The sequence below is a fragment of the Bacillus sp. z26 genome (assembly GCF_058313635.1).
In genome coordinates this window covers 518,143-539,883 of the sequence record NZ_JBZFQM010000002.1, presented here as the reverse complement: position 1 = coordinate 539,883, position 21,741 = coordinate 518,143, and the positions used below count along the sequence as shown (strand labels likewise).

The window sequence follows — 21,741 nt, the reverse complement described above, 5'->3', positions numbered from 1 at the left end:
TTAATTTATAAGAGTTAACTGAATGGACAGTTTTATTCTGAGGACGAGGGTGTTGCAGATGAATAGAGCCAAATCATACGAAATGATGTATCTTCCTTCAAAGATAGGAATGATCAAAGTGTATATGTATGGATTTCATAAAAATGGAGATCCAGGCAGAGTATTTGTTATGCTTAATGATTTAAAGGTAAACAGCAAGGGAACCAATAAGAAAGAAACCTTAATATGTACCCTTTCTAAACTAAATGAACTCATTAATCAATCATAAAAGTATTAGCATAAGATAAAGATATGGTTAAAAAGGATAGTTATTTGGCTATCCTTTTTCTTTTTTATGTTTTTATTTAGGTTCTATACATGACCTTTTGATAAAGGATGAAAGACGTTTTCAATAATTTAGCTATGCTTTTAAAATTTACTGTGAGCTGTAATGTTGCTCTAGTACCATTTTCTGCACTCACCACACAGTGTTAATCTCTTAACATGAATATTTTCAGTAAAAACCTAATCATACAAGTAGTTTTATAGCATGTATGAGAAGGTTTTAGTGCTGTCCCCCTCATCCCTTCATTTAAAACTTATCTCATTTGTATTCATTTAAATTATTTGGTTTTTATTTTAACTATAATTGACAGAATTTTATGATATAATAAAAATGAATGTTCATTCATTTTTATAGCGGAGGGTTGTTATGAAGGGGAAAGTAGTGATTATTACTGGCGGTTCAAGTGGGATGGGGAAGGCTATGGCACAACGCTTTGCACAAGAGGGAGCAAAAGTAGTCATAACTGGAAGGAATAAAGAGAAACTGGAAACCACATTAAAGGAATTTTCGGTTGATCGAGAGAATACGTTGGCCGTTCAGATGGATGTTCGTAATGTCGAGGATGTTAAGAGAACAATTGATGAGACGGTTAGTAAATTTGGTACCATTGATTATCTGATTAATAACGCAGCAGGGAATTTTATTTGTCCTGCTGAGGATTTATCACCGAACGGATGGAAATCTGTCATTGACATCGTCTTAAACGGTACTTTTTACTGCAGTAGTTTAGTTGGAAAGTATTGGATTGAAAATGGTATTAAAGGATCTATCATTAATATGGTCGCTACCTATGCGTGGGATGCCGGTCCATATGTCATTCACTCAGCATCTGCAAAGGCAGGTGTACTGACAATGACTAGAACTTTAGCAGTGGAATGGGGAAAAAAATACGGTATAAGAGTAAATGCGATAGCTCCTGGACCGATTGAAAGAACTGGTGGGGCTGATAAGTTATTCCAATCTGAAGAAGCGGCACAGAGAACCATCGATAGTGTTCCTCTTGGAAGATTGGGAACACCGGAGGAAATCGCTGATTTAGCATTGTATCTATTATCTGATCGGGCTTATTTCATAAATGGTGATTGTATAACTATGGATGGCGGTGCTCATCTTAATCAGTATCCTTTTTAAAGGTAGAAAATACCTATAAAATACCATGCTAAGCTCAAGTTGATGAACGTAGCATATTACAGATAAAAAGAATCTAATTCAAATAGCGAATTGGATTCTTTTTTTTGCATCCAGGATTCTTTTTAATAGAGACACTCGGGTAGTTTTTTCTGATCAATATTATACTATGGATGTTACGTTTTTAAGTTCCGTAAGCCCATGCTGTTACCAGTCCCAAGGGAAAGGTGTGGCAAGGGCTTAAGAAAGCCGTAGGAAGCATGTATACCATACCTAAGGCTAGGTAAAGGTGAAGGGGAGTTGGAGGAAGGGTGAACGAGAACATCTTTTTGGCATCTTTGCCATGGGTTAGGTGCTGGCAAGAAATAAGAAAGGTCGTTACAAACTCCTATTTGTCTTATTTCTCGGGATAAAGTGTTTATTCTGGTAAAAAGGGGAATAAGCTAATTAAGGCCTTGAGATAGTGGATTCATAAAAAGGAGGATCATAATGAGAAAGCTTTTAACATCATTGTTTACTGTCATACTTGTACTAGCAGCTTCGCCTCTTGCTAAAGTAGATGCTAACAGTAAATTGGATAAACAGGATACATTTAATCTATTGAATGAAGCATTTAAAATGCAAGTATCTCTTTCTGACCAACCAAGAACGATGGACGAAATTCGCGATTTATTAAAAGAGTCCTTCTCAGAGGAATACACTGAGGATTTTATAAACACGAATGTACAAGAAAGTAGAGATGGCAATGGCTATCAGACTTACGGTACGGATATTGCACTTTATTATATTCCGTTTTTTACATACAGCGATGATACTAAAATCGGTTATAGTTCAACGAATAATCACTGGTATGTTTATGAATGGTTTCCGGAAAATACTGACGGACCACTCAGTTCTGAAGGACATTATGAAGCAATCGGGCTAATATATGACCATAATAAATGGGTAATTAATGATTATCAGATAGCTTTCGACCCCGAAGTACTTGACGGCAGTAAAGAAACCGTGCAAAAAGTGAGTGAAGAGGAAGAACCATACAGCCAGACCTTCATAGAAGGAATGACCGATTATATTAGCTATGGATTTATTAATCAAATGTCTCATTGGTTTGGAATAGATGGTTTGAAATAAATTTGCATAGAAAAAGCTAATCCTTTTATATAAGAGGATTAGCTTTTTCTATGAGTTATTTTGAGAGGTTTAGCTGTTCCATAATTCGTTGCTGATCAAATCCAATGATTACTTCTTCACCAATCACAAAAGTGGGAGTAGAATAGGAATCATATTTTGTCATTAATATTTTTTTTGCTTTTGGATCCTTCTGTATATCTTTTAAGGTATACGGAATATTGTGTTCATCAAAATAATTTTTGGCGTAAGCACATGGCGGGCAGCCTGGTTGTGTAAAAAAGATAACGGATTTCAAAGTTCTCTTTCCTTCTTTCAAAATCTTTGTTTCTAATAGTATACATCAATCTTTTCTGAGAGGGATATTTTCATTTATTTTTTCTTTATTTTATCCATTTGGCTGAGTCAGGGTAATTTGAAACAATAGTGAAGTTATCATAATAAAGTATGGTACATTAAAAAGTGTGCTAAGTCCCCCATCCAATAGATTGGGTGAGGACTAATTAAAGCTGTAAAGAGGATAAAATTGTTTTTATTAATGAAAAAAACAACCCCGGAATTTTTCTTAGAACGTTTTTATGATAAAATGAGGAAGTCTCTAAAAAAAGAGATGAAATAAAGGGTATAACCATCAAATACGTTATAATGAATTTGGGTATACAAATAATGCCTATTCCTCTATTCTGTTACTAATGGCCAGTCCATAAGCAACAATATTTATTTGTTGGTAAGTCATGAAAGGAGCATATATTAGATATGTCACGATTACAAGGAATTCTATCACGCTTAAAAAACCTACAGGAGCAAGGAAAAGTATCTGATACAGCACAACGTGTGTTTGAAGTTGAAGGCCAGGTTAAATGCCAGGTATCTTATTTCGATAAAACTGAAACATTCGAATTAGAGATTTTCCAGGACAAAGGAAAGACTATGAAGTATCAATTTGATAATGTTGATATGATTGCAATTGAAATTTTCGAGTTAATCTATAGCTAATTTGAAAATTTAAAAGTGATTTGGTTATAATCCGTTATCATTTTCCTGATGGCATTTGTCCTAATTGTAGAAGGAATGACCTCTGAAAAGCTCTAATTGAATTAAGCCAGATGTTCGAGAAGCAGGATTTCTTACTGTCGGTTTGAACAATTGAGTCTTCCAAGCCAAATCAAAAGTGGATGAACAGGAATTAACTATATAAGGGGTTCTTAACCATGTTAGATATACAAAAGTTAGATGGATTTGACCTGACTGTGAAGGATTTAATGATTCCATCTGAACGTGTTGCTCATGTGCAACAGGAAAATAATCTGGAACATGCTTTACTGGTACTAACACGAAGTGGATATACTGCCATACCGGTACTGGGCCATGATTATAAATTGCATGGCTTGATCAGTACACCCAAGATTATGGATGCTATATTGGGTCTTGAGCGAATTGAATTTGAAAAACTGGAAGAGATGAAGGTTGCCGAAGTGATGGATTCAAGTCTTCCAAGTCTCAAAGAAAATGATTCGATTGAGAAGGCGATGGACTTACTTATTGACCATCCGTTTATATGTGTTGTGGGTACGGCAGGAACGTTCGAAGGAATATTGACCAGAAGGCAAGTTATGAAGCAAACCAACCGTATATTAAAAATCATTAAATATAATTAAAATCAGTCATCTCTATCAATGATTACGAAATAGGGTAAATTTTAATAAAACGTCTGGAATAAATTTTCCGGGCGTTTTTTAATTTGTATAAACCTTTAAGAAAGTACATAAAAAGTAATGAGGAAAGAAAAAGCGGTAGTATGGATTACAGTGACTTAGTCCTCCTGCGAAGTTAAATAACTGGTGTTTTCTTTATTAAGGATCGAAATTAGTTAAAATGAAAGGGAGGAGGGGGGAGTGTGGAAGGATGGAGGTATACAATTCATTGCATAAACCTAAAAGGGATAGTAGGGAAACAAAGAGGCTGCTTGTACTAATTTCAATTATATTGGCCTTATTTATGGGTGCTATAGAAGGGACTATCGTTTCAACGGCCCTGCCTGAAATCGTTGGCGAGCTGGGAGGTTTCTCTTTATATAGCTGGGTTTTCTCTGCCTATTTGCTAATGAACACGGTAACTGTATTAATATATGGCAAGCTATCTGATTTATTTGGAAGAAAACCGGTGTTGTTATTTGGTATGACCATCTTCTTGGTGGGGTCTCTTGGTTCTGGGTATGCATGGTCCATGCAAAGCTTAATTACCTTTCGATTAATCCAAGGCTTTGGATCTGGAGCCATTACTCCGGTTGCGATGACAATTATCGGGGATATTTACAAGAAAGAAGAAAGGGCAAAAATACAAGGGTATTTATCCAGTGTTTGGGGTATATCTGCTATTTTAGGACCAGTATTAGGTGGTTTATTGATTGAGTATCTATCATGGAGCTGGATCTTTTGGATGAATATCCCGCTTGGAGTGCTCTCTATAGCAGGTTTGTTGTTTTTCTTTCATGAGCATAAAAAAGTTAAAAAGCAAAAGGTTGATTATGTTGGATCTGTATTGCTTACAATGACCTTGTCACTTTTAATGTATATTTCTGTAGAAGGTGGCATAGCATTTTCCTGGTTTTCTTTAACCAATTTGTTGTTCATCTCCTTTATACTGCTTTTGGTCATAGTATTTGTTAAGCATGAAATTAGGGTGGCAGAGCCGGTAATGCCCTTTTCAATCTGGAAGAACAAATCAATTTTATTTGCAAATCTGACATCTCTGACAACAGGTATCATGTTGATTGGGATATCAAGCTATTTACCAACTTTTGTACAAGGGGTCATGGGGAAATCGCCAACTATAGCAGGATTTACACTTACTGCTATGTCTATTGGATGGCCAATAGCTTCTTCTCTATCAGGCAATTTGATGCTGAAAATTGGATACCGCAGTACTTGTATGGCTGGCGGCTTTTTTTTAGTATTAGGAGGCTTGATCTTCATACTTTTGCCTTACTACGTCCATGTCCTTTTGGCAGCATCGGGATCTTTTTTTATTGGAGTAGGAATGGGGCTGACCAGCACGGCATTCATTGTTTCCATCCAATCCACAGTGGATTGGAATCTAAGAGGTGCTGCAACAGCTGCAAATATGTTCATGAGAAATCTGGGAAATACAATAGGTGCAGCATTGTTAGGAGGCATTTTGAATAATCGTTTAAATGCCTACTTTATACAAAATGCGGTAGGAAATGAAACTTTACATCTAAACTCGATAAATGAATTGTTGAACTCAGACATTCGTTCTTCATTAGAGCCAGGAAAGTTGCTACTTCTCCAGAAAGGATTGACACACTCATTAAGTATCGTTTATGCCATTGTCTTTATTTTAGCGATTGTGAGTGCGATATTAATCTTGAAAATGCCAAAAGAGAGCGAGGGTGTCTAGCTGATTTTGCTATAGGATATTATTTGCAGTTCAGCAGACTATAAAGGTAAAATAAAGTGAGTTGTCTGATTAAGATAAGATTGGTTTGTGAGGAGAGCAAATGGTTATAACTGATTTTGAATTATTAGATACACTTGCTGTGGAATTAAATTTGCGTAAGACTGCCGAAAGAATGTTTGTCTCCCAGCCAGCACTTTCACAGCGTCTTCAATCGATAGAAAGAGAATGGGGAACACCGCTTTTTATAAGGTCCGCAAAAGGGATGACATTAACAGAAGCGGGAGAAATTGTTGTCCAATATGCCAGGGAATCCTTAAAATTAAAAGAAAAAACACGGGAAAAAGTGGATGCTCTTAATCATAATGTGCAGGGTACATTAAAGATTGCCAGTGCTTCTATCGTAGGTCAGTATTGGCTCCCAAAAGTATTGAAAAAATATGTCAGTAAATATCCTAATGTGAAAATTTCATTGGTTACAGGCTGGAGCAGTGAAATGATTGAAAATATATATAATGGAGAGTCACATATTGGTATACTTAGAGGAGCACCTGATTGGCATAGCTATAAAAAGCTATTGTTCAGTGATCACTTATACCTTGTGGATACCGAACTAAGCCAATTATCAGATGCTTTATCTACAGAAAGACCGTTCATCCTGTTTAAAAGTGATTCAAACTATTATCGCGAGATTCAAAACTGGTGGATTCGCCATTATGGCATTCCTCCGACACGCACCATCTTAGTCGATCAAATTGAAACTTGCAAACAAATGGTAATGAATGGAATTGGTTATGCCATATTGCCCGGGATTTCTTTAAGAGAAGGAGAAGCTTCTTATTTTAAGCATCCTTTATATGACCTTGAAGGACGGTCTGTAGAAAGAAAGACATGGCTTGTAAGCTATGACGCTTCACTTGAACTTAGACAGGTTAAGGCATTTGTTAAATTAATAGAGGAGATGGATCAAAAATGAAATCTCAATTCTTGTGTTTCTTAATCCTGTCTGTTAATGTAATAGAAAATTATTTAGGGGAGAGAAGTATTACATGAAAATGATGGATGCAAATGAAATTATCTCTTTTATCGGGAATAGCGAAAAAAAAACACCGGTTAAAGTATACATAAAGGGAGATATCAGTGAACTGGTCTTTAACTCTGAAGTAAAAGCCTTCATTAATGGCAATACAGGGGTAATCTTTGGGGAGTGGTCTGATATTCAACCGACATTAGAAGAAAATAAGGCGAAAATAGAAGATTATGTTATTGAAAATGACCGTCGAAATTCTGCAATTCCACTATTGGATTTAAAAGGAATTAATGCAAGAATTGAGCCGGGTGCGGTTATTCGTGATCAAGTTCATATTGGCAATAACGCAGTCATTATGATGGGAGCATCTATTAATATTGGTGCAAGCATAGGTGATAAAACGATGATTGACATGAACGTTGTGCTTGGCGGACGTGCCACCGTCGGCGAAAATTGTCATATTGGAGCTGGAGCAGTGTTGGCTGGAGTGATTGAGCCGCCTTCCGCTAATCCGGTTGTGATTGAGGATAATGTGCTGGTTGGTGCCAATGCGGTTATTTTAGAAGGTGTACGAGTAGGTGAAGGTGCTGTAGTTGCTGCAGGCGCAATTGTAGTTGAAGATGTTCCGGCTCATACAGTAGTGGCGGGTATTCCAGCCAAAGTGATTAAGACCATTGATGAGAAGACAAAATCTAAAATTGAAATGAAGGACGAACTTCGTCAATTATAAGAAAGAAAGTAAAGGCGTGGAGATCTTGATTTCCATGCCTGTTTTTAAATTGGAGGAGAGGTGAGTTTGGATATGGAGAAGCTAATCGCGGTTAGGAGAGACTTGCATCGAATCCCTGAACCGGGTTATAAGGAATTTAAGACTCAACAATATTTGATTGATTACATAAAAAATTTACCTGGGGAGCGAATAGAATGGGTAAAATGGAGAACAGGCATCTTTGTAAGAGTGAGAGGGTTAGCACCTGTTAAAACGATTGGTTATCGTGCAGACATAGATGGTTTACCGATTAGGGAAGAAACGGAGCTGTCCTTTAAATCTGAACATGCAGACTATATGCATGCATGTGGCCACGATTTTCATATGACTATTGCCCTTGGCGCTTTGACCAATCTTGTTAATAATCCAATCAATGATCATGTTCTATTTATGTTCCAGCCTGCAGAAGAAGGACCTGGCGGAGCGGAAGAAATGATTGCTACTGAGCAGTTTTTAAAATGGAAACCGGATATGATTTTTGGATTGCACATAGCTCCTGAATATCCTGTAGGAACGATTGCGACCAAAACAGGGTTGCTATTTGCTAATACTTCGGAGATTTTTATTGATTTTAAAGGAAAGGGCGGGCATGCGGCCTATCCGCATTTAACGAATGATATGGTGATTGCATCCTGCCAGTTTGTTAATCAGCTTCAGACCATTGTAGCCAGAAATATTAATCCGCTCGATTCAGCTGTTGTTACGATTGGGAAAATAACAGGAGGAACTGTGCAAAATAGTATTGCGGAAGATGCACGTATAGAAGGTACGATTCGGACACTTTCTGACGATACTATGCTGTTGATTCGTAGAAGAATACTGGAACTGTCCAAAGGAATGGAAATTGCTCTTGGTTGTAAAATAAATGTTGATTTTGGCGCATCGTATTACCAAGTATACAATGAAGAAGAGTTGACTGAAGAGTTTATGGATTTTCTGTATCAACGTCAGGATACGTCATTAGTCAAATGTAAGGAGGCGATGACGGGAGAGGATTTCGGATACATGATTAAAGATACACCAGGCTTTATGTTCTGGCTCGGTGTTCAGTCATCATATGGATTGCATCATGCAAAATTAAATCCTGATGAGCGGGCACTTCCTTTTGCTGTATCCGTTATATCAGACTATATCCGCATGAAATCAATATAAAAAGTAGAACCCGACTGAGAAAAAACCAGCCGGGTTCTATACTTATTATCCATTTCCTTCAGCAGCAGCATATTGAAGTCTGATTTGATCCATGGCTATTTTAATCTTGGAACGTAATTGACGTTCAACATGATATTGCTGTCCGTTTCTTGTTCTGGCAACTATTCTAATTGTATAATCAGATGTCCCCATATCTTGGATGCCGAGGATTTCAGGTCCCATCAGGATATCATCATCCTTTTCTGCCATGGTATGGCATATTTCTTTTATGGCTTTTGTGATTTCCTCCAAATTGTCCTCTGTTTTAAGTTTTATTTCTACCATAGCACGCATAGCACCCCGGGAGTGATTGCTCAGTATAGCAATCTGCCGATTTGGGATATAGTGAAGACTTCCATCATACCCTCTTATTTGGATTGTTTTAAGTCCAACTACCTCAACAGCGCCGTTGATAACACCTATTGTCACTTCATCCCCAACATCAATTTGTTTTTCCAAGAGGATAAAAAAGCCCGTTACTACATCACTCACTAAGCCTTGTGCGCCAAAACCAACTGCTAAGCCAACGATTCCGGCACCAGCAAGAATCGCACTAACATTAATACTGAACATTTCCAAGATGGTAACAATTAAGATAAATATAAAGACATAGCCAACGGCATTTTTAGTTAAGCATTCCAATGTTTTAGTGCGGTTCTCTGAAAGGTTTTCTTTCGCCTGCATGCGAGAGAAAATAGTTTCAATGACTTTATAGGTAAAAGCTCGCACTAATTTATAGATTACATAAAATAGAAAGATTTTTAGAGCCAAAATTCCAATATCAAAAAGCCAGCTTTCCCATTCTAAATCAGAAAATTTAAAACCCATTACGATCGTATGATTCATTAAACCAATCCTTTCCTAACACCTTACTTTTGATTATAAACAGAAGTGTTGAATAATGGTAGAAACTATTTTTTTTGGTATACTATAATCCTGATATGATAGGAAAGTGTATACATTCTATCCCTATCATAATAGAATAATATAGGTATACCATAAAGCAAGAAGAATGGTTTGCCAAGTGATAGGTAAAATGTTGAAAAAAACATAATAGTCTATACACATAAATTAATAGAATGATAAAGATCTAGAAGGATTGACAGGAATGTTGGCGGAACTTAAACCAAGCCGTTATTAGGAAATGATTAAAAAACAGGGTGAAACTTGAACGGTACTATGTATTGTTTAGCATATCCCGAGAATTTTCTGATTCGATTTTCCTTGGAATCCAGAGTGAGGCCCACGGATTGCAAATGATAACAGGCTGTAAAAGAATCAGGGCACTGCCGGAAATATGTAATGGTTAATGCCTTTTGTGTTAAATACTTTAATAAGGATTAATCAATCAATAAAAAAGAAGGAGTCGTCATATCTTGAGTTTTGAATTGCTGACAATAACGGTATTATGGTCCTTCCTTTATGTATATGTTATTATCGCTTCGATTGAGTTTGGGGTAGGTTTTTTTACATATTATGGACGTTTTAAAGGGAAGCATGTGGGGATTTCCAAATGGAGAGGTAATTATGATCCAAGGCTATGGCATATCACCATGATTTTCTTTATTTTTTTTGTAGCAGGGTTAATTGGTTTTTACCCATCAACATTTTATTACTTTGCCAGAGCACTCGTTATACCGGGACTGGTTGTTTTAATGCTCGTTGTTGTCAGATTTTTGGCGCATTTTATGTACAAAAAAGGAAATAAAACGAGTTGGTCTTTTTTATTTATATATGTTACGACAGGTATTCTCATTCCAGCCTCTTTATCAATAGGCCTTACAATATCGGAGGGAGGCTTTATTAAAAGGGAAGGTGAGCAAGTATATCTTCTGGCTAAAAAATTATTCTTGAGTCCTTACTCATGGAGTGTCGTATTTCTGGCTATAGTGAGTGTATTGTTTATAAGTGCAGTATTCTTGCTTTACTATAAGGGAAAGACAAATGATAAGGAAGAAAGCTTGACTGCAAGGGGGTATGCTCTTTTTTGGAGTGTTCTCACGATGATTGCAGTTGTTTTAGCTACGATATCACTCCGAGGCCATAATCTGCGGCACTTTAATAATGGCTTGGATATTTGGTGGATATTTGCTTTATCATTATGTTGTTTTATGGCGGCATTATATTTAATTATTAAAAATAAGAGGCATGGTTTAGCTTTTATTTATGTGTTGCTTCAATTTTTATTTGCTTTCTTTGGGTATGGCATATCACACCTTCCTTACATACTGGATCCATTTATTACGCTGGATTCATTTAATGGCCGTTATGTATGGATAACCCTGAGCTTTTTATTATTATTTGGATTATTACTGCTTATTCCGTTTACTTTGTTAATCAATAAAATGCTGTTTCGGACAAAAGGTGAATAAAAAGAGCGGGTCCCATTTTAAGGGATCCGCTCTTTTGGTATTTATACTTCCATGATAATTGGCAGAATCATTGGACGACGTTTTGTCCTTTCGTATAAGAAAGGTCCCAGTGTATCTGTCACTTGGTTTTTAATTTCAGACCACTGTGTCGTTTTGCGTACCAGGATTTTGTTCAAGTGCTGTGTGATAAGGTGTTGAGCTTCATTAATCAAATCTCCTGATTCTCTCATATAGACAAAACCGCGAGAAATGATATCTGGGCCGGCAGCAATTTTGAATTCCTTCATATTCATGCTGACTACAACAATCACAAGGCCCTCTTCAGATAGTATACGACGGTCACGTAAGACAATGTTTCCAATGTCCCCAATTCCGCTGCCGTCAATATAAACATTTCCTGAAGGTACTTTGCCAGCAACTGTGGCGCTATCCTGAGTAAGTGCCAGTACTTCGCCGTTATCCATAATAAAGCAATTTTCTTCTTTTACTCCGCAATCCACAGCGGTTTGTACATGTGTTCGCTGCATGCGATACTCTCCATGGATTGGCATAAAGAATTTAGGTTTCATTAATCGAAGCATTAATTTCTGTTCTTCCTGTCCGCCATGGCCTGATGTATGAATATTGCTTAAAGGGCCATGAATGACATCTGCTCCTGCACGGAATAACATATTAATCGTCCGTGAAACACTGACAGTATTACCTGGAATAGGTGATGATGAGAATACAACAGTATCCCCTGGATTTATTTGAATTTGTCTGTGGGTCCCATTTGCTATTCTGGATAAAGCAGCCATTGGCTCGCCCTGTGAACCCGTACACAAAATCGTTACTTCGTTCGCTGGTAATCTGTTTAATTGATGTGTATCAATAAACGTCTCTTTTGGTGCTGTAATATAGCCGAGTTGAAGGCCAATCTCAATCGCATTTTCCATACTGCGGCCAAAAACGGCTACTTTACGGTTGTTTTGGACAGCTGCTTCTGTAACTTGCTGCAGTCGATGAATATTTGAAGCAAAGGTTGCGAAAATAATGCGTCCTTCTACTTTTCGGAATATATCTTGTATATTGTCGCCTACTCGGCGCTCAGACATGGTAAAATTAGGAATTTCACTATTCGTACTGTCTGAGAGAAGACAAAGTACACCTTCTTTACCGATTTCAGCCATTTTGGTTAAATTGGCAGGTTCTCCAACCGGAGTGAAATCGAACTTAAAATCACCGGTATGTACGATATTTCCCTGTGGAGTTTTAACCACAATACCATATGCATCCGGGATACTGTGAGTGGTCCGATAGAAAGTAACGGAAGTTTTCCGGAACTTAATCAAATCGTCCTCTTTAATTTCATGGATAATGGCTTGTCTGAGTAAACCGTGCTCTTCTAACTTTTTCTTCAATAACCCGAGTGCAAGCTTACCTCCATAGAGAGGAATATTCACTTGCTTTAGCAAATAAGGAATCCCGCCAATATGATCCTCATGGCCATGTGTGATAAATAAACCTTTAATCTTGTCCGCGTTTTTCACGAGATAGGAATAATCGGGAATGACATAGTCGATTCCGAGTAATTCGTCCTCTGGGAACTTAATTCCAGCATCAATTAAAATGATTTCATCCTGGAACTGAACCCCGTATGTGTTTTTGCCGATTTCGCCTAGCCCTCCAAGGGCGAAAACGGCTGTTTGGTCGTTTTTAACAAATTTCATAAATTATTTGGTCTCCATAATACGGAAATCCGGATTTCGTTTTTCAAATTCCAGATATTCATCTGTAAGAACTTGAACATATTCAATATTGTATGGAAGGCTTTTCAACTTTTGACGAACATCTCTTTCAGATTTCCCCTCAACGTAAACTGATTTAGTATTTTCGCGAACGGGTGTCTCTGCTAAATTTTCCTGAAAAAAAACTTTATAAATCATGTAAATCTCTCCTAACTTACTCTTCTAAAATTTATAAATAAAGAGGTGGCAAGGAGCAACAACCAGGCCACCTTATCTATTGATATTCATTATTTCCATCTGCAATAAAACATTCATTAACTCTATTATAAGAAAATATCCTAACAATTGCATGTTTAAACATCTTCAATAGAAGGACTGTTATCTACTTTACCGTATAGAATAAGCCCTCCGCAAGGATATTTGAAGGGCTTTTCAAAAAATTATGCAATTGATTTTCTGCCGATGAGGTCTTTCCATTGTTTAAGAAGCCTTTTTTTGAGCTTTTTTAACATGGCTGACCATCTCCTTTATCTATTATTTTAATGGTTATTATGCGTTTGGTAAATATACTTGGCATAATGTAAGCAGCTTTTTTAAAAATTAATTAATCGGTGTACTCATAAGTAGTATATGCTTGGATGCATAAGCTTATATTGTAATTTGTTAACAATAATGGGAGTACTTGCTTAAGAAGTAGCAGAATTCTCGTGCGACCCTAAGTTAGTACATTGATTAATTAGTACTTTTTTCTGATAAGATTCGTCATGCAGTGGTTTGCTACCTATTATGATAATATGGTTGTTGAGAATTATTCGTTAATATAGATAGTATGGTGCATCTGGGAGGAATTTTTTTTATGGGTAAAATTGTATTTTTTGATATTGATGGTACACTGTTGGATTCTGAAAAGAAATTACCGGAGTCTACAAAAGAAGCGATTCGTTTACTGAAGGAAAATGGGACTTATGTTGCGATTGCAACGGGTAGAGCGCCTTTTATGTTCAGCCACCTGCTTCAAGAACTCGATATTGATTCTTTTGTAAGCTTTAATGGTCAATATGTTGTTTTTGAGCAAGAGATGATTTATAAAAATCCTCTATCTGAATCTCAATTGGAGCAACTAACAATAAACAGCCATTCGAATGGGCATTCCATGATTTATATGAATGAGAAAACCATGAAAGCCAATGCAGTTCACGATCCATTTATTGAAGAGAGCCTAGGAACTCTTCATTTTCCACATCCTGAAGAGAAAGTGGACTTTTATAAAAATCATGAAATATATCAAGCGCTATTGTTTTGTGAAGAACACCATACTGCGCTTTATGAAGGAAATTATCCAGAGCTTCAGTTTATACGCTGGCATCCGTATGCAATGGATGTTGTGCCAAATGGCGGCTCAAAGGCCAAAGGGATTGAACATGTGATCAAGCGTAAAGGTTTTTCGATGGATGAAGTTTATGCATTCGGAGATGGGTTGAATGATTTAGAAATGATTAAGGCGGCCGGAACAGGTGTAGTTATGGGAAATGGAGCTGCTATATTAAAAAAAGAGGCAGACTTTATTACAAGAGACGTCGATTCAGACGGAATATATTATGGATTAAAGGAATTGAAGCTAATATAAAAACCGGTGAGTATTCACCGGTTTTTATTTATCAATCACAACCGCATTTTCTAAATGCGCATATGGATCTTTAGGGTTTATATGATCATAGAACATAACGCCATTTAAATGATCTATTTCATGCTGGATAATGATGGCCATCATACCGCTTAATCTTAATGTAATTTCTTCCCCTTCGAGTGTATAAGCATGTACTTTCACTTTATTGTGACGAGGCACATAACCTGGGATGGCTCTATCCACTGATAAACATCCTTCTCCAGATGCCAAATAAGCTTTCTGAACAGAATGGCTTATGATTTTTGGATTGAAGAGACAATAGCTATGAAGTTTGTTTTTATCATCTGTAGCATGAATAGCAATCATTCTTTTTGAAATATTAATTTGAGGAGCTGCTAACCCAACTCCGGCACGCAAACCATATTTATCGGCTATTTCTGAATTCTGGCTGTTTTGAACATACTCCATTAAGCTTTTGAGAATTTCCTGGTCCTCTTTAGTAGGCGGAATTTGTACTTCTTCAGCTCTTTTTCGAAGAGTAGGATGGCCTTCTCTAATAATATCTTCCATCTTAATCATGATTTCACCTCATAAAACTGTCCATTTATACAATATAGTCTATCAAACCCTGAATAAAAAGTTAATAAAGACATCAACAATCTTATCATATAAGTAAAACTTTTGATAACATCATTTTCCGAGTTTCCAAATGCGTGATGATAGTCGAAAAGTTCCTGATCTTATGATTTTCTTTAAAAAACGATATTTTATTTGCTGATGGATTACAAAATGGCCTTTATTGGGTATTATTTCTTTTGATTAGGTTATTTGTTGTCATAATTTTCCCGTTTAGTTATAGTGAAGATGGAACGGATAGGAGTGTTTATCATGAATAATATTAAAAAGTACTATATTCTTGCAGGGGTATTGGCGTTAATGATTGCTTTAACAGGGTGCCTAAATAAAAGTACTCCGGAAGAGAATATGTATGAGACGTTGGAAGATGTTGCATCATTGGAAAAAGATTTTGAAGAGCAACAAAAGCCGATTCAAAAGCTTGAAGAAGAAGATAATGAGTTATACGGCAAAATTATAAAATTAGGAATGAAAGAAATTGACGAAATTAAAGTTTTATCTAACGATGCAATTAAGGGTATAGAAAAAAGGCGGGAATTAATGGAGGTAGAAAAGACTTCGATTGATAAAGCGAAAGAGCGCTTCAAGGACTTTGATGGACAAATAGAGGAACTAGAAGATGCTTCTTTACAATCAGAGGCAAAGGAATTAAAGAAAATTATGACAAGCAGGTTTGATGAGTATGACCAATTGTATAAATATTATACAAAGAGTCTTACACAGGAAAACGATCTGTACACTCTCTTTAAGAAAGAGGATGTAACCAAAGACGAATTGGAAGAAAAGATTGAGTCCATTAATGAAACGTACACACAGCTAATAGATTCTAATAAAAAATTTAATGACTTAACGAATGAATATAACGAAAAAAAGATCGCTTTTTATAAAAGTGCGAATTTAGATGTAGATTCAGACCAAGAAAAAAGCCATCCGGAGTGATGGTTTTTTTCTTAGATAATTGAGTGTTTGATAAAGTGATTCATTAAGTTTTGGTGGGTATAGTTAAGTAGAATAACTCAATTAAGCTTTCTCAAGAATCAAATATGATTAAAATTATTATCATCTAAAAATAGTTATTAGGTTTAAAGATTTATTCTATGGCGTGGTTGATACAATCAATTGTTTTGTCCGTAATACTTTAGGGGATTATGGTGGGGAGTACGCATAATGATAAACGATTTCTTACACATTCTGTATTAATATAAAAAGAAGTTAATATATAACAGTTTTATACTATGTAAAGATTGTGAAAATGTTTACATACTTATAAGCTTTTAATTTGACGCTTAATATTTTAATCGTGTAAACTGTAACTGTTGATACAGTTGTACTACTTTTGATCAAAAGAAAACTAATACAGTTATCTAATGGTTTGATGTGAAAACTGGTATTATGATAATTTAAAGATGGAATATTTACCATTTATAGAAAGGAAGATGTGAATCCTATGGCTTCTAAACAACAAAAAGTCCTTTTCGAGGCAGAGAAGCAGTTGGAAAGCGTAAGCGACCAGTTCAAAACTTTACAAATTTTAAATGAAGAGGGAGAAGTCGTAAATAAATCAGCAATGCCTGATTTAAGTGACGAACAGCTTCAGGAATTAATGAGAAGAATGGTTTACACTCGTATTCTTGATCAACGCTCTATCTCTTTGAATAGACAAGGTCGTCTTGGTTTCTATGCTCCAACAGCTGGACAAGAAGCTTCACAATTGGCATCTCAATTTGCTTTGGAAAAAGAAGATTTCATTTTACCAGGTTATCGTGACGTACCACAAATGATTTGGCACGGACTGCCATTGACTCAAGCTTTCTTATTCTCTCGCGGTCATTTTGCAGGTAACCAAATTCCTGAAGATGTCAATGTAATCTCTCCACAAATCATCATTGGTGCACAATACGTACAATGTGCCGGTGTGGCTCTTGGTATGAAGAAAAAAGGTGCACAATCAGTTGCCATTACATACACGGGTGACGGCGGTGCTTCTCAAGGTGATTTCTACGAAGGAATTAACTTTGCTGGTGCATTTAAAGCTCCTGCAATCTTTATTGTTCAAAACAACCGCTTTGCGATTTCAACACCGGTTGAAAAACAATCGGCTGCGAATACAATTGCACAAAAAGCACTAGCTGCTGGTATCCCGGGTATCCAAGTAGACGGTATGGATCCATTAGCCGTATATACAGCTGTTAAGGAAGCACGTGAAAGAGCAATTAGAGGCGAAGGTCCTACATTAATTGAGACACTAACTTACCGTTATGGCCCGCATACAATGGCTGGCGATGATCCAACACGTTACCGTACAGCTGATCTTGATAATGAGTGGGAAAAGAAAGATCCACTTGTTCGTTTCCGTAAATTCCTTGAAGGAAAGGGATTATGGAGTGAAGAGAAAGAAAACGAAGTTATTGAACAAGCAAAAGAAGATATTAAAGTTGCTATTAAAGAAGCGGATAATACTCCAAAACAAAAAGTAACTGATTTAATTATGAACATGTATGAAGAAATGCCTTACACCCTTGAAGAACAATATGAAATTTATACAGAAAAGGAGTCGAAATAAGCCATGGCCCAAATGACGATGATTCAAGCCATCAATGATGCATTGCGTACTGAAATGCGTAATGATCCTAAAGTTCTCGTTTTTGGTGAGGACGTAGGAGTAAACGGTGGTGTCTTCCGTGCAACTGAAGGATTACAAGAGGAATTTGGAGAAGACCGAATCTTTGATACTCCTTTAGCTGAATCTGGTATCGGTGGATTGGCAATTGGACTTGGTCTACAAGGATTCCGTCCTGTTCCAGAAATCCAATTTTTCGGCTTTGTATTTGAAGTTATGGACTCCATTGCGGGACAAATGGCTCGTATGAGATACCGTTCCGGTGGTTCATATAATTCACCGATTACTATTCGCTCACCTTTTGGTGGCGGTGTTCATACACCTGAGATGCATGCTGACAGCCTTGAAGGTTTAATGGCTCAAACTCCGGGTGTAAAAGTGGTCATCCCATCAACACCTTACGATGCGAAAGGTTTATTAATTTCATCAATCCGTGATAACGATCCGGTTATTTTCTTGGAACACATGAAATTGTACCGTTCATTCCGTCAAGAAGTACCTGAAGGTGAATATACAATTCCTCTTGGTAAAGCTGATGTGAAAAGAGAAGGTACAGATCTTTCTATTATTACGTATGGTGCTATGGTTCAAGAATCCATTAAAGCTGCAGAGGAACTTGAAAAGGAAGGCTTGTCTGCTGAAGTAGTTGATTTAAGAACAATCAGCCCGCTTGATATTGAAACTATTATTGCATCTGTTGAAAAAACTGGACGCGCAATTGTCGTTCAGGAAGCTCAAAAACAAGCAGGTATTGCTGCACAGGTTGTTGCTGAAATTAATGACCGTGCCATTCTTAGCCTGGAAGCACCGGTATTGCGTGTAACTGCGCCTGATACAGTATTTGCATTTTCTCAAGCTGAACCTGTATGGTTGCCAAATCATCAAGATATACTTGAAACTGCAAAAAAAGTTTTAGAATTTTAACATAATAGGAAATGCTTTTGTGGCATTCCCTGACTAACACAACATAACTTTAAAAACTGAAAAGAAAGAGGAGGATGTAAAGCTATGGCTTTTAAATTTAAACTCCCGGATATCGGCGAAGGTATACACGAAGGTGAAATCGTAAAATGGTTCATTAAACCAGGTGATAAAGTACAGGAAGATGACGTACTTTGTGAAGTACAAAATGACAAATCCGTTGTTGAAATTCCTTCTCCAGTAGAAGGTACTGTTCAAGAAGTATTAGTTGAAGAAGGTACTGTAGCTGTTGTGGGTGATGTTCTTGTAACATTTGATGCGCCAGGCTATGAAGATGTTCAATTTAAAGGTGATGAGCATGGTGAAGAAAAAACTGAAGCTCAAGTTCAGTCTACATTAGAAGGCGGACAAGATATTAAAAAAGATGCTGCGACTTCTGATCAACCAAAAGCTCAAACAGGTGCAGGTGCACAGCCTCAAACAGAAGAAACTTCTAATGATCGTGTAATCGCTATGCCATCTGTTAGAAAATTTGCAAGAGAAAACGGCGTGGATATTCACAAAGTTACAGGTACAGGTAAAAATGGCCGTGTATTGAAAGAAGATATCCAAGCGTTTATGAACGGTGGACAAGAAAGTGCGCCTGTTAAAGAAACTGCTGCAGAAGAGACTGCTAAACCAGCTGCAACTGCAACTGCTATTCCTGAAGGAGAATATCCTGAAACTCGTGAAAAAATGAGTGGAATCCGTAAAGCTATTTCTAAAGCAATGGTTAACTCTAAACACACTGCGCCACACGTTACATTAATGGACGAAGTAGATGTAACTAAATTGGTTGCTCACAGAAAGAAATTCAAAGAAGTTGCAGCTGAAAAAGGCGTTAAATTAACGTTCCTTCCTTATGTTGTAAAAGCTTTGACAAGTGCATTGAGAGAGTTCCCAGCATTAAATACATCTCTTGACGATGCAACACAAGAAATCGTTCATAAACATTATTACAATATCGGTATTGCAGCTGATACTGAAAGAGGACTTCTTGTACCTGTAGTTAAAGATGCAGATCGTAAATCTATGTTTGCTATCTCTAACGAAATCAACACACTTGCTGGAAAAGCTCGTGATGGCAAATTAGCTGCTAACGAAATGAAAGGTGCTTCTTGTACAATTTCCAATATCGGTTCTGCTGGCGGACAATGGTTCACACCTGTTATCAACCATCCGGAAGTTGCGATTCTTGGAATTGGCCGTATTGCTGAAAAGCCAATCGTTCGTGATGGTGAAATCGTAGCTGCACCAGTATTGTCATTATCATTAAGCTTTGACCACCGTATGATTGACGGAGCTACTGGCCAAAATGCTTTAAATCACATTAAACGCCTATTAAATGACCCAGAATTATTATTAATGGAGGGATAAGACATGGTAGTTGGAGATTTCCCAATTGAAACAGATACTATAGTAATTGGTGCAGGTCCGGGAGGATACGTAGCGGCAATCCGTGCTGCTCAGCTTGGACAAAAAGTAACAATCGTTGAAAAAGGAAACCTTGGCGGTGTATGTTTGAACGTTGGATGTATTCCATCCAAAGCGCTAATCACGGCAGGACATCGTTATCATGATGCCAAACATTCTGAAGATCTAGGTATTACTGCTGAAAACGTAAAAGTAGATTTCTCTAAAGTACAAGCTTGGAAAGGTACTGTAGTAGAAAAATTAACAAGCGGTGTTGGCGGATTACTTAAAGGTAACAAAGTAGATATCGTTAAAGGCGAGGCTTACTTTGTAGATGCTAATAACATACGTGTTATGACTGAAAACAGTGCTCAAACGTATACATTCAAAAATGCTATTATTGCAACTGGATCAAGACCGATTGAATTACCGACTTTTAAATATTCTGATCGTGTTATTCATTCAACAGGAGCTTTAAACCTTGATCATATTCCTGAAAGCATGGCTATTATCGGCGGCGGTGTAATCGGTATTGAATTAGGTTCTGTATATGCTAACTTTGGAACTAAAGTGACAATTTTAGAAGGTATGGATGAAATACTAGCTGCTTTCGAAAAACCGATGTCTTCTATCGTTAAGCGTAACTTGAAGAAGAAAGATGTTGATATCTTCACTAAAGTTAAAGCTAAAGGCGTTGAAGAAACTGAAAATGGCGTAATCGTTACTTATGAAGAAAAAGGCGAAGAGAAAAAAGTCGAAGCTGAATATCTATTAGTAACAGTTGGAAGAAAGCCTAATACAGATGAACTTGGCTTAGAACAAGTTGGTATTGAATTAGATGAAAGAGGCTTCATTAAAACAGATAAACAATGCCGTACATCTGTAAATAACATTTTTGCAATTGGTGATATCATCTCTGGCCCGCAATTAGCTCATAAAGCTTCTTATGAAGGTAAAATTGCTGCTGAAGTTATTTCTGGACATGCTGCAGAAATTGATTACCTTGGTATTCCAGCAGTTGTATTCTCTGAACCTGAACTTGCAACGGTTGGTTATACTGAACAACAAGCAAAAGAAGAAGGCTTAGAGATCGTTGCTTCCAAATTCCCATTTGCAGCAAATGGACGTGCTTTAGCTCTAAATTCTGCAGAAGGATTTATGAAGTTAATCACACGTAAAGAAGATGGATTAGTAATCGGTTCTCAAATTGCAGGACCTGGAGCTTCTGATATGATTGCAGAGCTTGGCCTTGCAATTGAAGCAGGTATGACTGCAGAAGACATTGCTATGACTATTCATGCTCACCCAACATTGGGAGAAATCACAATGGAAGCAGCAGAAGTTGCAATGGGAAGCCCTATCCACGTCATTAAATAACTTTAATGAACTCACACCCCT

The 21,741-nt window shown here is 37.0% G+C and carries 21 protein-coding genes; 16 read left to right on the top strand and 5 right to left on the bottom strand.

Annotated elements, in window-relative coordinates; genetic code table 11:
* The first annotated feature begins 58 nt into the window (after nt 1–58).
* The 3 genes from AC4G3K_RS07850 (at nt 59) to AC4G3K_RS07840 (ending at nt 2,584) form a co-directional block, all read left to right on the top strand.
* Complete coding sequence (locus tag AC4G3K_RS07850) at nt 59–268, top strand: hypothetical protein (RefSeq protein WP_491076734.1); 210 nt, start codon at nt 59–61, stop codon at nt 266–268.
* Between the two features lie 423 nt (nt 269–691).
* On the top strand, nt 692–1,456 hold the full coding sequence (gene fadH, locus AC4G3K_RS07845; RefSeq protein WP_491076735.1) for a 2,4-dienoyl-CoA reductase: 765 nt from the start codon (nt 692–694) through the stop codon (nt 1,454–1,456).
* Between the two features lie 486 nt (nt 1,457–1,942).
* Nucleotides 1,943–2,584, top strand: a complete 642-nt coding sequence (locus AC4G3K_RS07840; protein WP_491132949.1) for a DUF3993 domain-containing protein — start codon at nt 1,943–1,945, stop codon at nt 2,582–2,584.
* Between the two features lie 55 nt (nt 2,585–2,639).
* On the opposite strand, the gene AC4G3K_RS07835 is transcribed toward AC4G3K_RS07840, so the two are convergent.
* Nucleotides 2,640–2,879 carry a glutaredoxin family protein gene (locus AC4G3K_RS07835; protein WP_491076737.1) on the bottom strand — a complete coding sequence of 80 codons (240 nt, stop codon included), beginning with the start codon at nt 2,877–2,879 and terminating at the stop codon, nt 2,640–2,642.
* Nucleotides 2,880–3,337: 458 nt separating this feature from the next.
* On the opposite strand from AC4G3K_RS07835, the gene AC4G3K_RS07830 reads away from it, so the two are divergent.
* From AC4G3K_RS07830 to AC4G3K_RS07805, 6 genes are all read left to right on the top strand, one after another.
* A complete protein-coding gene (locus tag AC4G3K_RS07830) occupies nt 3,338–3,577 on the top strand; it encodes a DUF1797 family protein (RefSeq protein ID WP_491076738.1) in 240 nt (79 codons plus the stop codon).
* A gap of 215 nt (nt 3,578–3,792) precedes the next feature.
* Nucleotides 3,793–4,239 (top strand): cyclic-di-AMP-binding protein CbpB, encoded by a 447-nt coding sequence (gene cbpB, locus AC4G3K_RS07825; RefSeq protein WP_491076739.1) that lies wholly within the window; start codon nt 3,793–3,795, stop codon nt 4,237–4,239.
* Nucleotides 4,240–4,486: 247 nt separating this feature from the next.
* On the top strand, nt 4,487–6,001 hold the full coding sequence (locus AC4G3K_RS07820) for an MDR family MFS transporter (RefSeq protein ID WP_491132948.1): 1,515 nt from the start codon (nt 4,487–4,489) through the stop codon (nt 5,999–6,001).
* A gap of 100 nt (nt 6,002–6,101) precedes the next feature.
* A complete protein-coding gene (gene ccpC / locus AC4G3K_RS07815) occupies nt 6,102–6,974 on the top strand; it encodes a transcriptional regulator CcpC (RefSeq protein WP_491076741.1) in 873 nt (290 codons plus the stop codon).
* 73 nt (nt 6,975–7,047) lie between these two features.
* The gene (gene dapD, locus AC4G3K_RS07810) at nt 7,048–7,758 is read left to right on the top strand and encodes a 2,3,4,5-tetrahydropyridine-2,6-dicarboxylate N-acetyltransferase (RefSeq protein WP_491076742.1); all 711 of its coding nucleotides are present in this window, start codon (nt 7,048–7,050) and stop codon (nt 7,756–7,758) included.
* A gap of 72 nt (nt 7,759–7,830) precedes the next feature.
* Nucleotides 7,831–8,949 carry an N-acetyldiaminopimelate deacetylase gene (locus AC4G3K_RS07805; RefSeq protein WP_491076743.1) on the top strand — a complete coding sequence of 373 codons (1,119 nt, stop codon included), beginning with the start codon at nt 7,831–7,833 and terminating at the stop codon, nt 8,947–8,949.
* Between the two features lie 45 nt (nt 8,950–8,994).
* On the opposite strand, the gene AC4G3K_RS07800 is transcribed toward AC4G3K_RS07805, so the two are convergent.
* Nucleotides 8,995–9,834: a mechanosensitive ion channel family protein gene (locus AC4G3K_RS07800; protein WP_491076744.1), complete on the bottom strand. Its 840-nt coding sequence runs from the start codon at nt 9,832–9,834 to the stop codon at nt 8,995–8,997.
* Nucleotides 9,835–10,364: 530 nt separating this feature from the next.
* On the opposite strand from AC4G3K_RS07800, the gene AC4G3K_RS07795 reads away from it, so the two are divergent.
* Nucleotides 10,365–11,360: a cytochrome d ubiquinol oxidase subunit II gene (locus AC4G3K_RS07795; RefSeq protein ID WP_491076745.1), complete on the top strand. Its 996-nt coding sequence runs from the start codon at nt 10,365–10,367 to the stop codon at nt 11,358–11,360.
* Nucleotides 11,361–11,401: 41 nt separating this feature from the next.
* On the opposite strand, the gene rnjA is transcribed toward AC4G3K_RS07795, so the two are convergent.
* Complete coding sequence (rnjA, locus tag AC4G3K_RS07790; RefSeq protein ID WP_491076746.1) at nt 11,402–13,069, bottom strand: ribonuclease J1; 1,668 nt, start codon at nt 13,067–13,069, stop codon at nt 11,402–11,404.
* Between the two features lie 3 nt (nt 13,070–13,072).
* A complete protein-coding gene (locus tag AC4G3K_RS07785) occupies nt 13,073–13,285 on the bottom strand; it encodes a DNA-dependent RNA polymerase subunit epsilon (RefSeq protein ID WP_491076747.1) in 213 nt (70 codons plus the stop codon).
* Between the two features lie 658 nt (nt 13,286–13,943).
* Between AC4G3K_RS07785 and AC4G3K_RS07780 the strand changes: the two genes are divergently transcribed.
* The gene (locus AC4G3K_RS07780) at nt 13,944–14,714 is read left to right on the top strand and encodes a Cof-type HAD-IIB family hydrolase (protein ID WP_491132947.1); all 771 of its coding nucleotides are present in this window, start codon (nt 13,944–13,946) and stop codon (nt 14,712–14,714) included.
* Between the two features lie 24 nt (nt 14,715–14,738).
* Here AC4G3K_RS07780 and def read toward each other — a convergent pair whose 3' ends face one another.
* Entirely contained in the window at nt 14,739–15,293 is a 555-nt protein-coding gene (def, locus tag AC4G3K_RS07775; RefSeq protein ID WP_491132946.1) for a peptide deformylase, read from the bottom strand.
* A gap of 309 nt (nt 15,294–15,602) precedes the next feature.
* Between def and AC4G3K_RS07770 the strand changes: the two genes are divergently transcribed.
* The 5 genes from AC4G3K_RS07770 (at nt 15,603) to lpdA (ending at nt 21,720) form a co-directional block, all read left to right on the top strand.
* The gene (locus AC4G3K_RS07770) at nt 15,603–16,289 is read left to right on the top strand and encodes a YkyA family protein (protein ID WP_491076750.1); all 687 of its coding nucleotides are present in this window, start codon (nt 15,603–15,605) and stop codon (nt 16,287–16,289) included.
* Nucleotides 16,290–16,797: 508 nt separating this feature from the next.
* A complete protein-coding gene (gene pdhA / locus AC4G3K_RS07765; RefSeq protein ID WP_491076751.1) occupies nt 16,798–17,913 on the top strand; it encodes a pyruvate dehydrogenase (acetyl-transferring) E1 component subunit alpha in 1,116 nt (371 codons plus the stop codon).
* A 3-nt stretch (nt 17,914–17,916) separates the two neighbouring features.
* Nucleotides 17,917–18,894, top strand: a complete 978-nt coding sequence (locus AC4G3K_RS07760) for an alpha-ketoacid dehydrogenase subunit beta (RefSeq protein ID WP_491076752.1) — start codon at nt 17,917–17,919, stop codon at nt 18,892–18,894.
* 84 nt (nt 18,895–18,978) lie between these two features.
* Nucleotides 18,979–20,307: a dihydrolipoamide acetyltransferase family protein gene (locus AC4G3K_RS07755; RefSeq protein ID WP_491076753.1), complete on the top strand. Its 1,329-nt coding sequence runs from the start codon at nt 18,979–18,981 to the stop codon at nt 20,305–20,307.
* Between the two features lie 3 nt (nt 20,308–20,310).
* Nucleotides 20,311–21,720, top strand: a complete 1,410-nt coding sequence (gene lpdA / locus AC4G3K_RS07750; protein WP_491076754.1) for a dihydrolipoyl dehydrogenase — start codon at nt 20,311–20,313, stop codon at nt 21,718–21,720.
* Nucleotides 21,721–21,741: the final 21 nt, after the last annotated feature.

Excerpts from the sequence above, each read along its gene's own strand:
- AC4G3K_RS07850 (WP_491076734.1), top strand. The coding sequence starts at position 59 with ATGAATAGAGCCAAATCATACGAAATGATGTATCTTCCTTCAAAGATA.
- fadH (WP_491076735.1), top strand. The coding sequence starts at position 692 with ATGAAGGGGAAAGTAGTGATTATTACTGGCGGTTCAAGTGGGATGGGG.
- AC4G3K_RS07840 (WP_491132949.1), top strand. The coding sequence starts at position 1,943 with ATGAGAAAGCTTTTAACATCATTGTTTACTGTCATACTTGTACTAGCA.
- AC4G3K_RS07830 (WP_491076738.1), top strand. The coding sequence starts at position 3,338 with ATGTCACGATTACAAGGAATTCTATCACGCTTAAAAAACCTACAGGAG.
- cbpB (WP_491076739.1), top strand. The coding sequence starts at position 3,793 with ATGTTAGATATACAAAAGTTAGATGGATTTGACCTGACTGTGAAGGAT.
- AC4G3K_RS07820 (WP_491132948.1), top strand. The coding sequence starts at position 4,487 with ATGGAGGTATACAATTCATTGCATAAACCTAAAAGGGATAGTAGGGAA.
- ccpC (WP_491076741.1), top strand. The coding sequence starts at position 6,102 with ATGGTTATAACTGATTTTGAATTATTAGATACACTTGCTGTGGAATTA.
- dapD (WP_491076742.1), top strand. The coding sequence starts at position 7,048 with ATGAAAATGATGGATGCAAATGAAATTATCTCTTTTATCGGGAATAGC.
- AC4G3K_RS07805 (WP_491076743.1), top strand. The coding sequence starts at position 7,831 with ATGGAGAAGCTAATCGCGGTTAGGAGAGACTTGCATCGAATCCCTGAA.
- AC4G3K_RS07800 (WP_491076744.1), bottom strand. The coding sequence starts at position 9,834 with ATGAATCATACGATCGTAATGGGTTTTAAATTTTCTGATTTAGAATGG.
- rnjA (WP_491076746.1), bottom strand. The coding sequence starts at position 13,069 with ATGAAATTTGTTAAAAACGACCAAACAGCCGTTTTCGCCCTTGGAGGG.
- AC4G3K_RS07785 (WP_491076747.1), bottom strand. The coding sequence starts at position 13,285 with ATGATTTATAAAGTTTTTTTTCAGGAAAATTTAGCAGAGACACCCGTT.
- AC4G3K_RS07780 (WP_491132947.1), top strand. The coding sequence starts at position 13,944 with ATGGGTAAAATTGTATTTTTTGATATTGATGGTACACTGTTGGATTCT.
- def (WP_491132946.1), bottom strand. The coding sequence starts at position 15,293 with ATGATTAAGATGGAAGATATTATTAGAGAAGGCCATCCTACTCTTCGA.
- AC4G3K_RS07770 (WP_491076750.1), top strand. The coding sequence starts at position 15,603 with ATGAATAATATTAAAAAGTACTATATTCTTGCAGGGGTATTGGCGTTA.
- pdhA (WP_491076751.1), top strand. The coding sequence starts at position 16,798 with ATGGCTTCTAAACAACAAAAAGTCCTTTTCGAGGCAGAGAAGCAGTTG.
- AC4G3K_RS07760 (WP_491076752.1), top strand. The coding sequence starts at position 17,917 with ATGGCCCAAATGACGATGATTCAAGCCATCAATGATGCATTGCGTACT.
- AC4G3K_RS07755 (WP_491076753.1), top strand. The coding sequence starts at position 18,979 with ATGGCTTTTAAATTTAAACTCCCGGATATCGGCGAAGGTATACACGAA.
- lpdA (WP_491076754.1), top strand. The coding sequence starts at position 20,311 with ATGGTAGTTGGAGATTTCCCAATTGAAACAGATACTATAGTAATTGGT.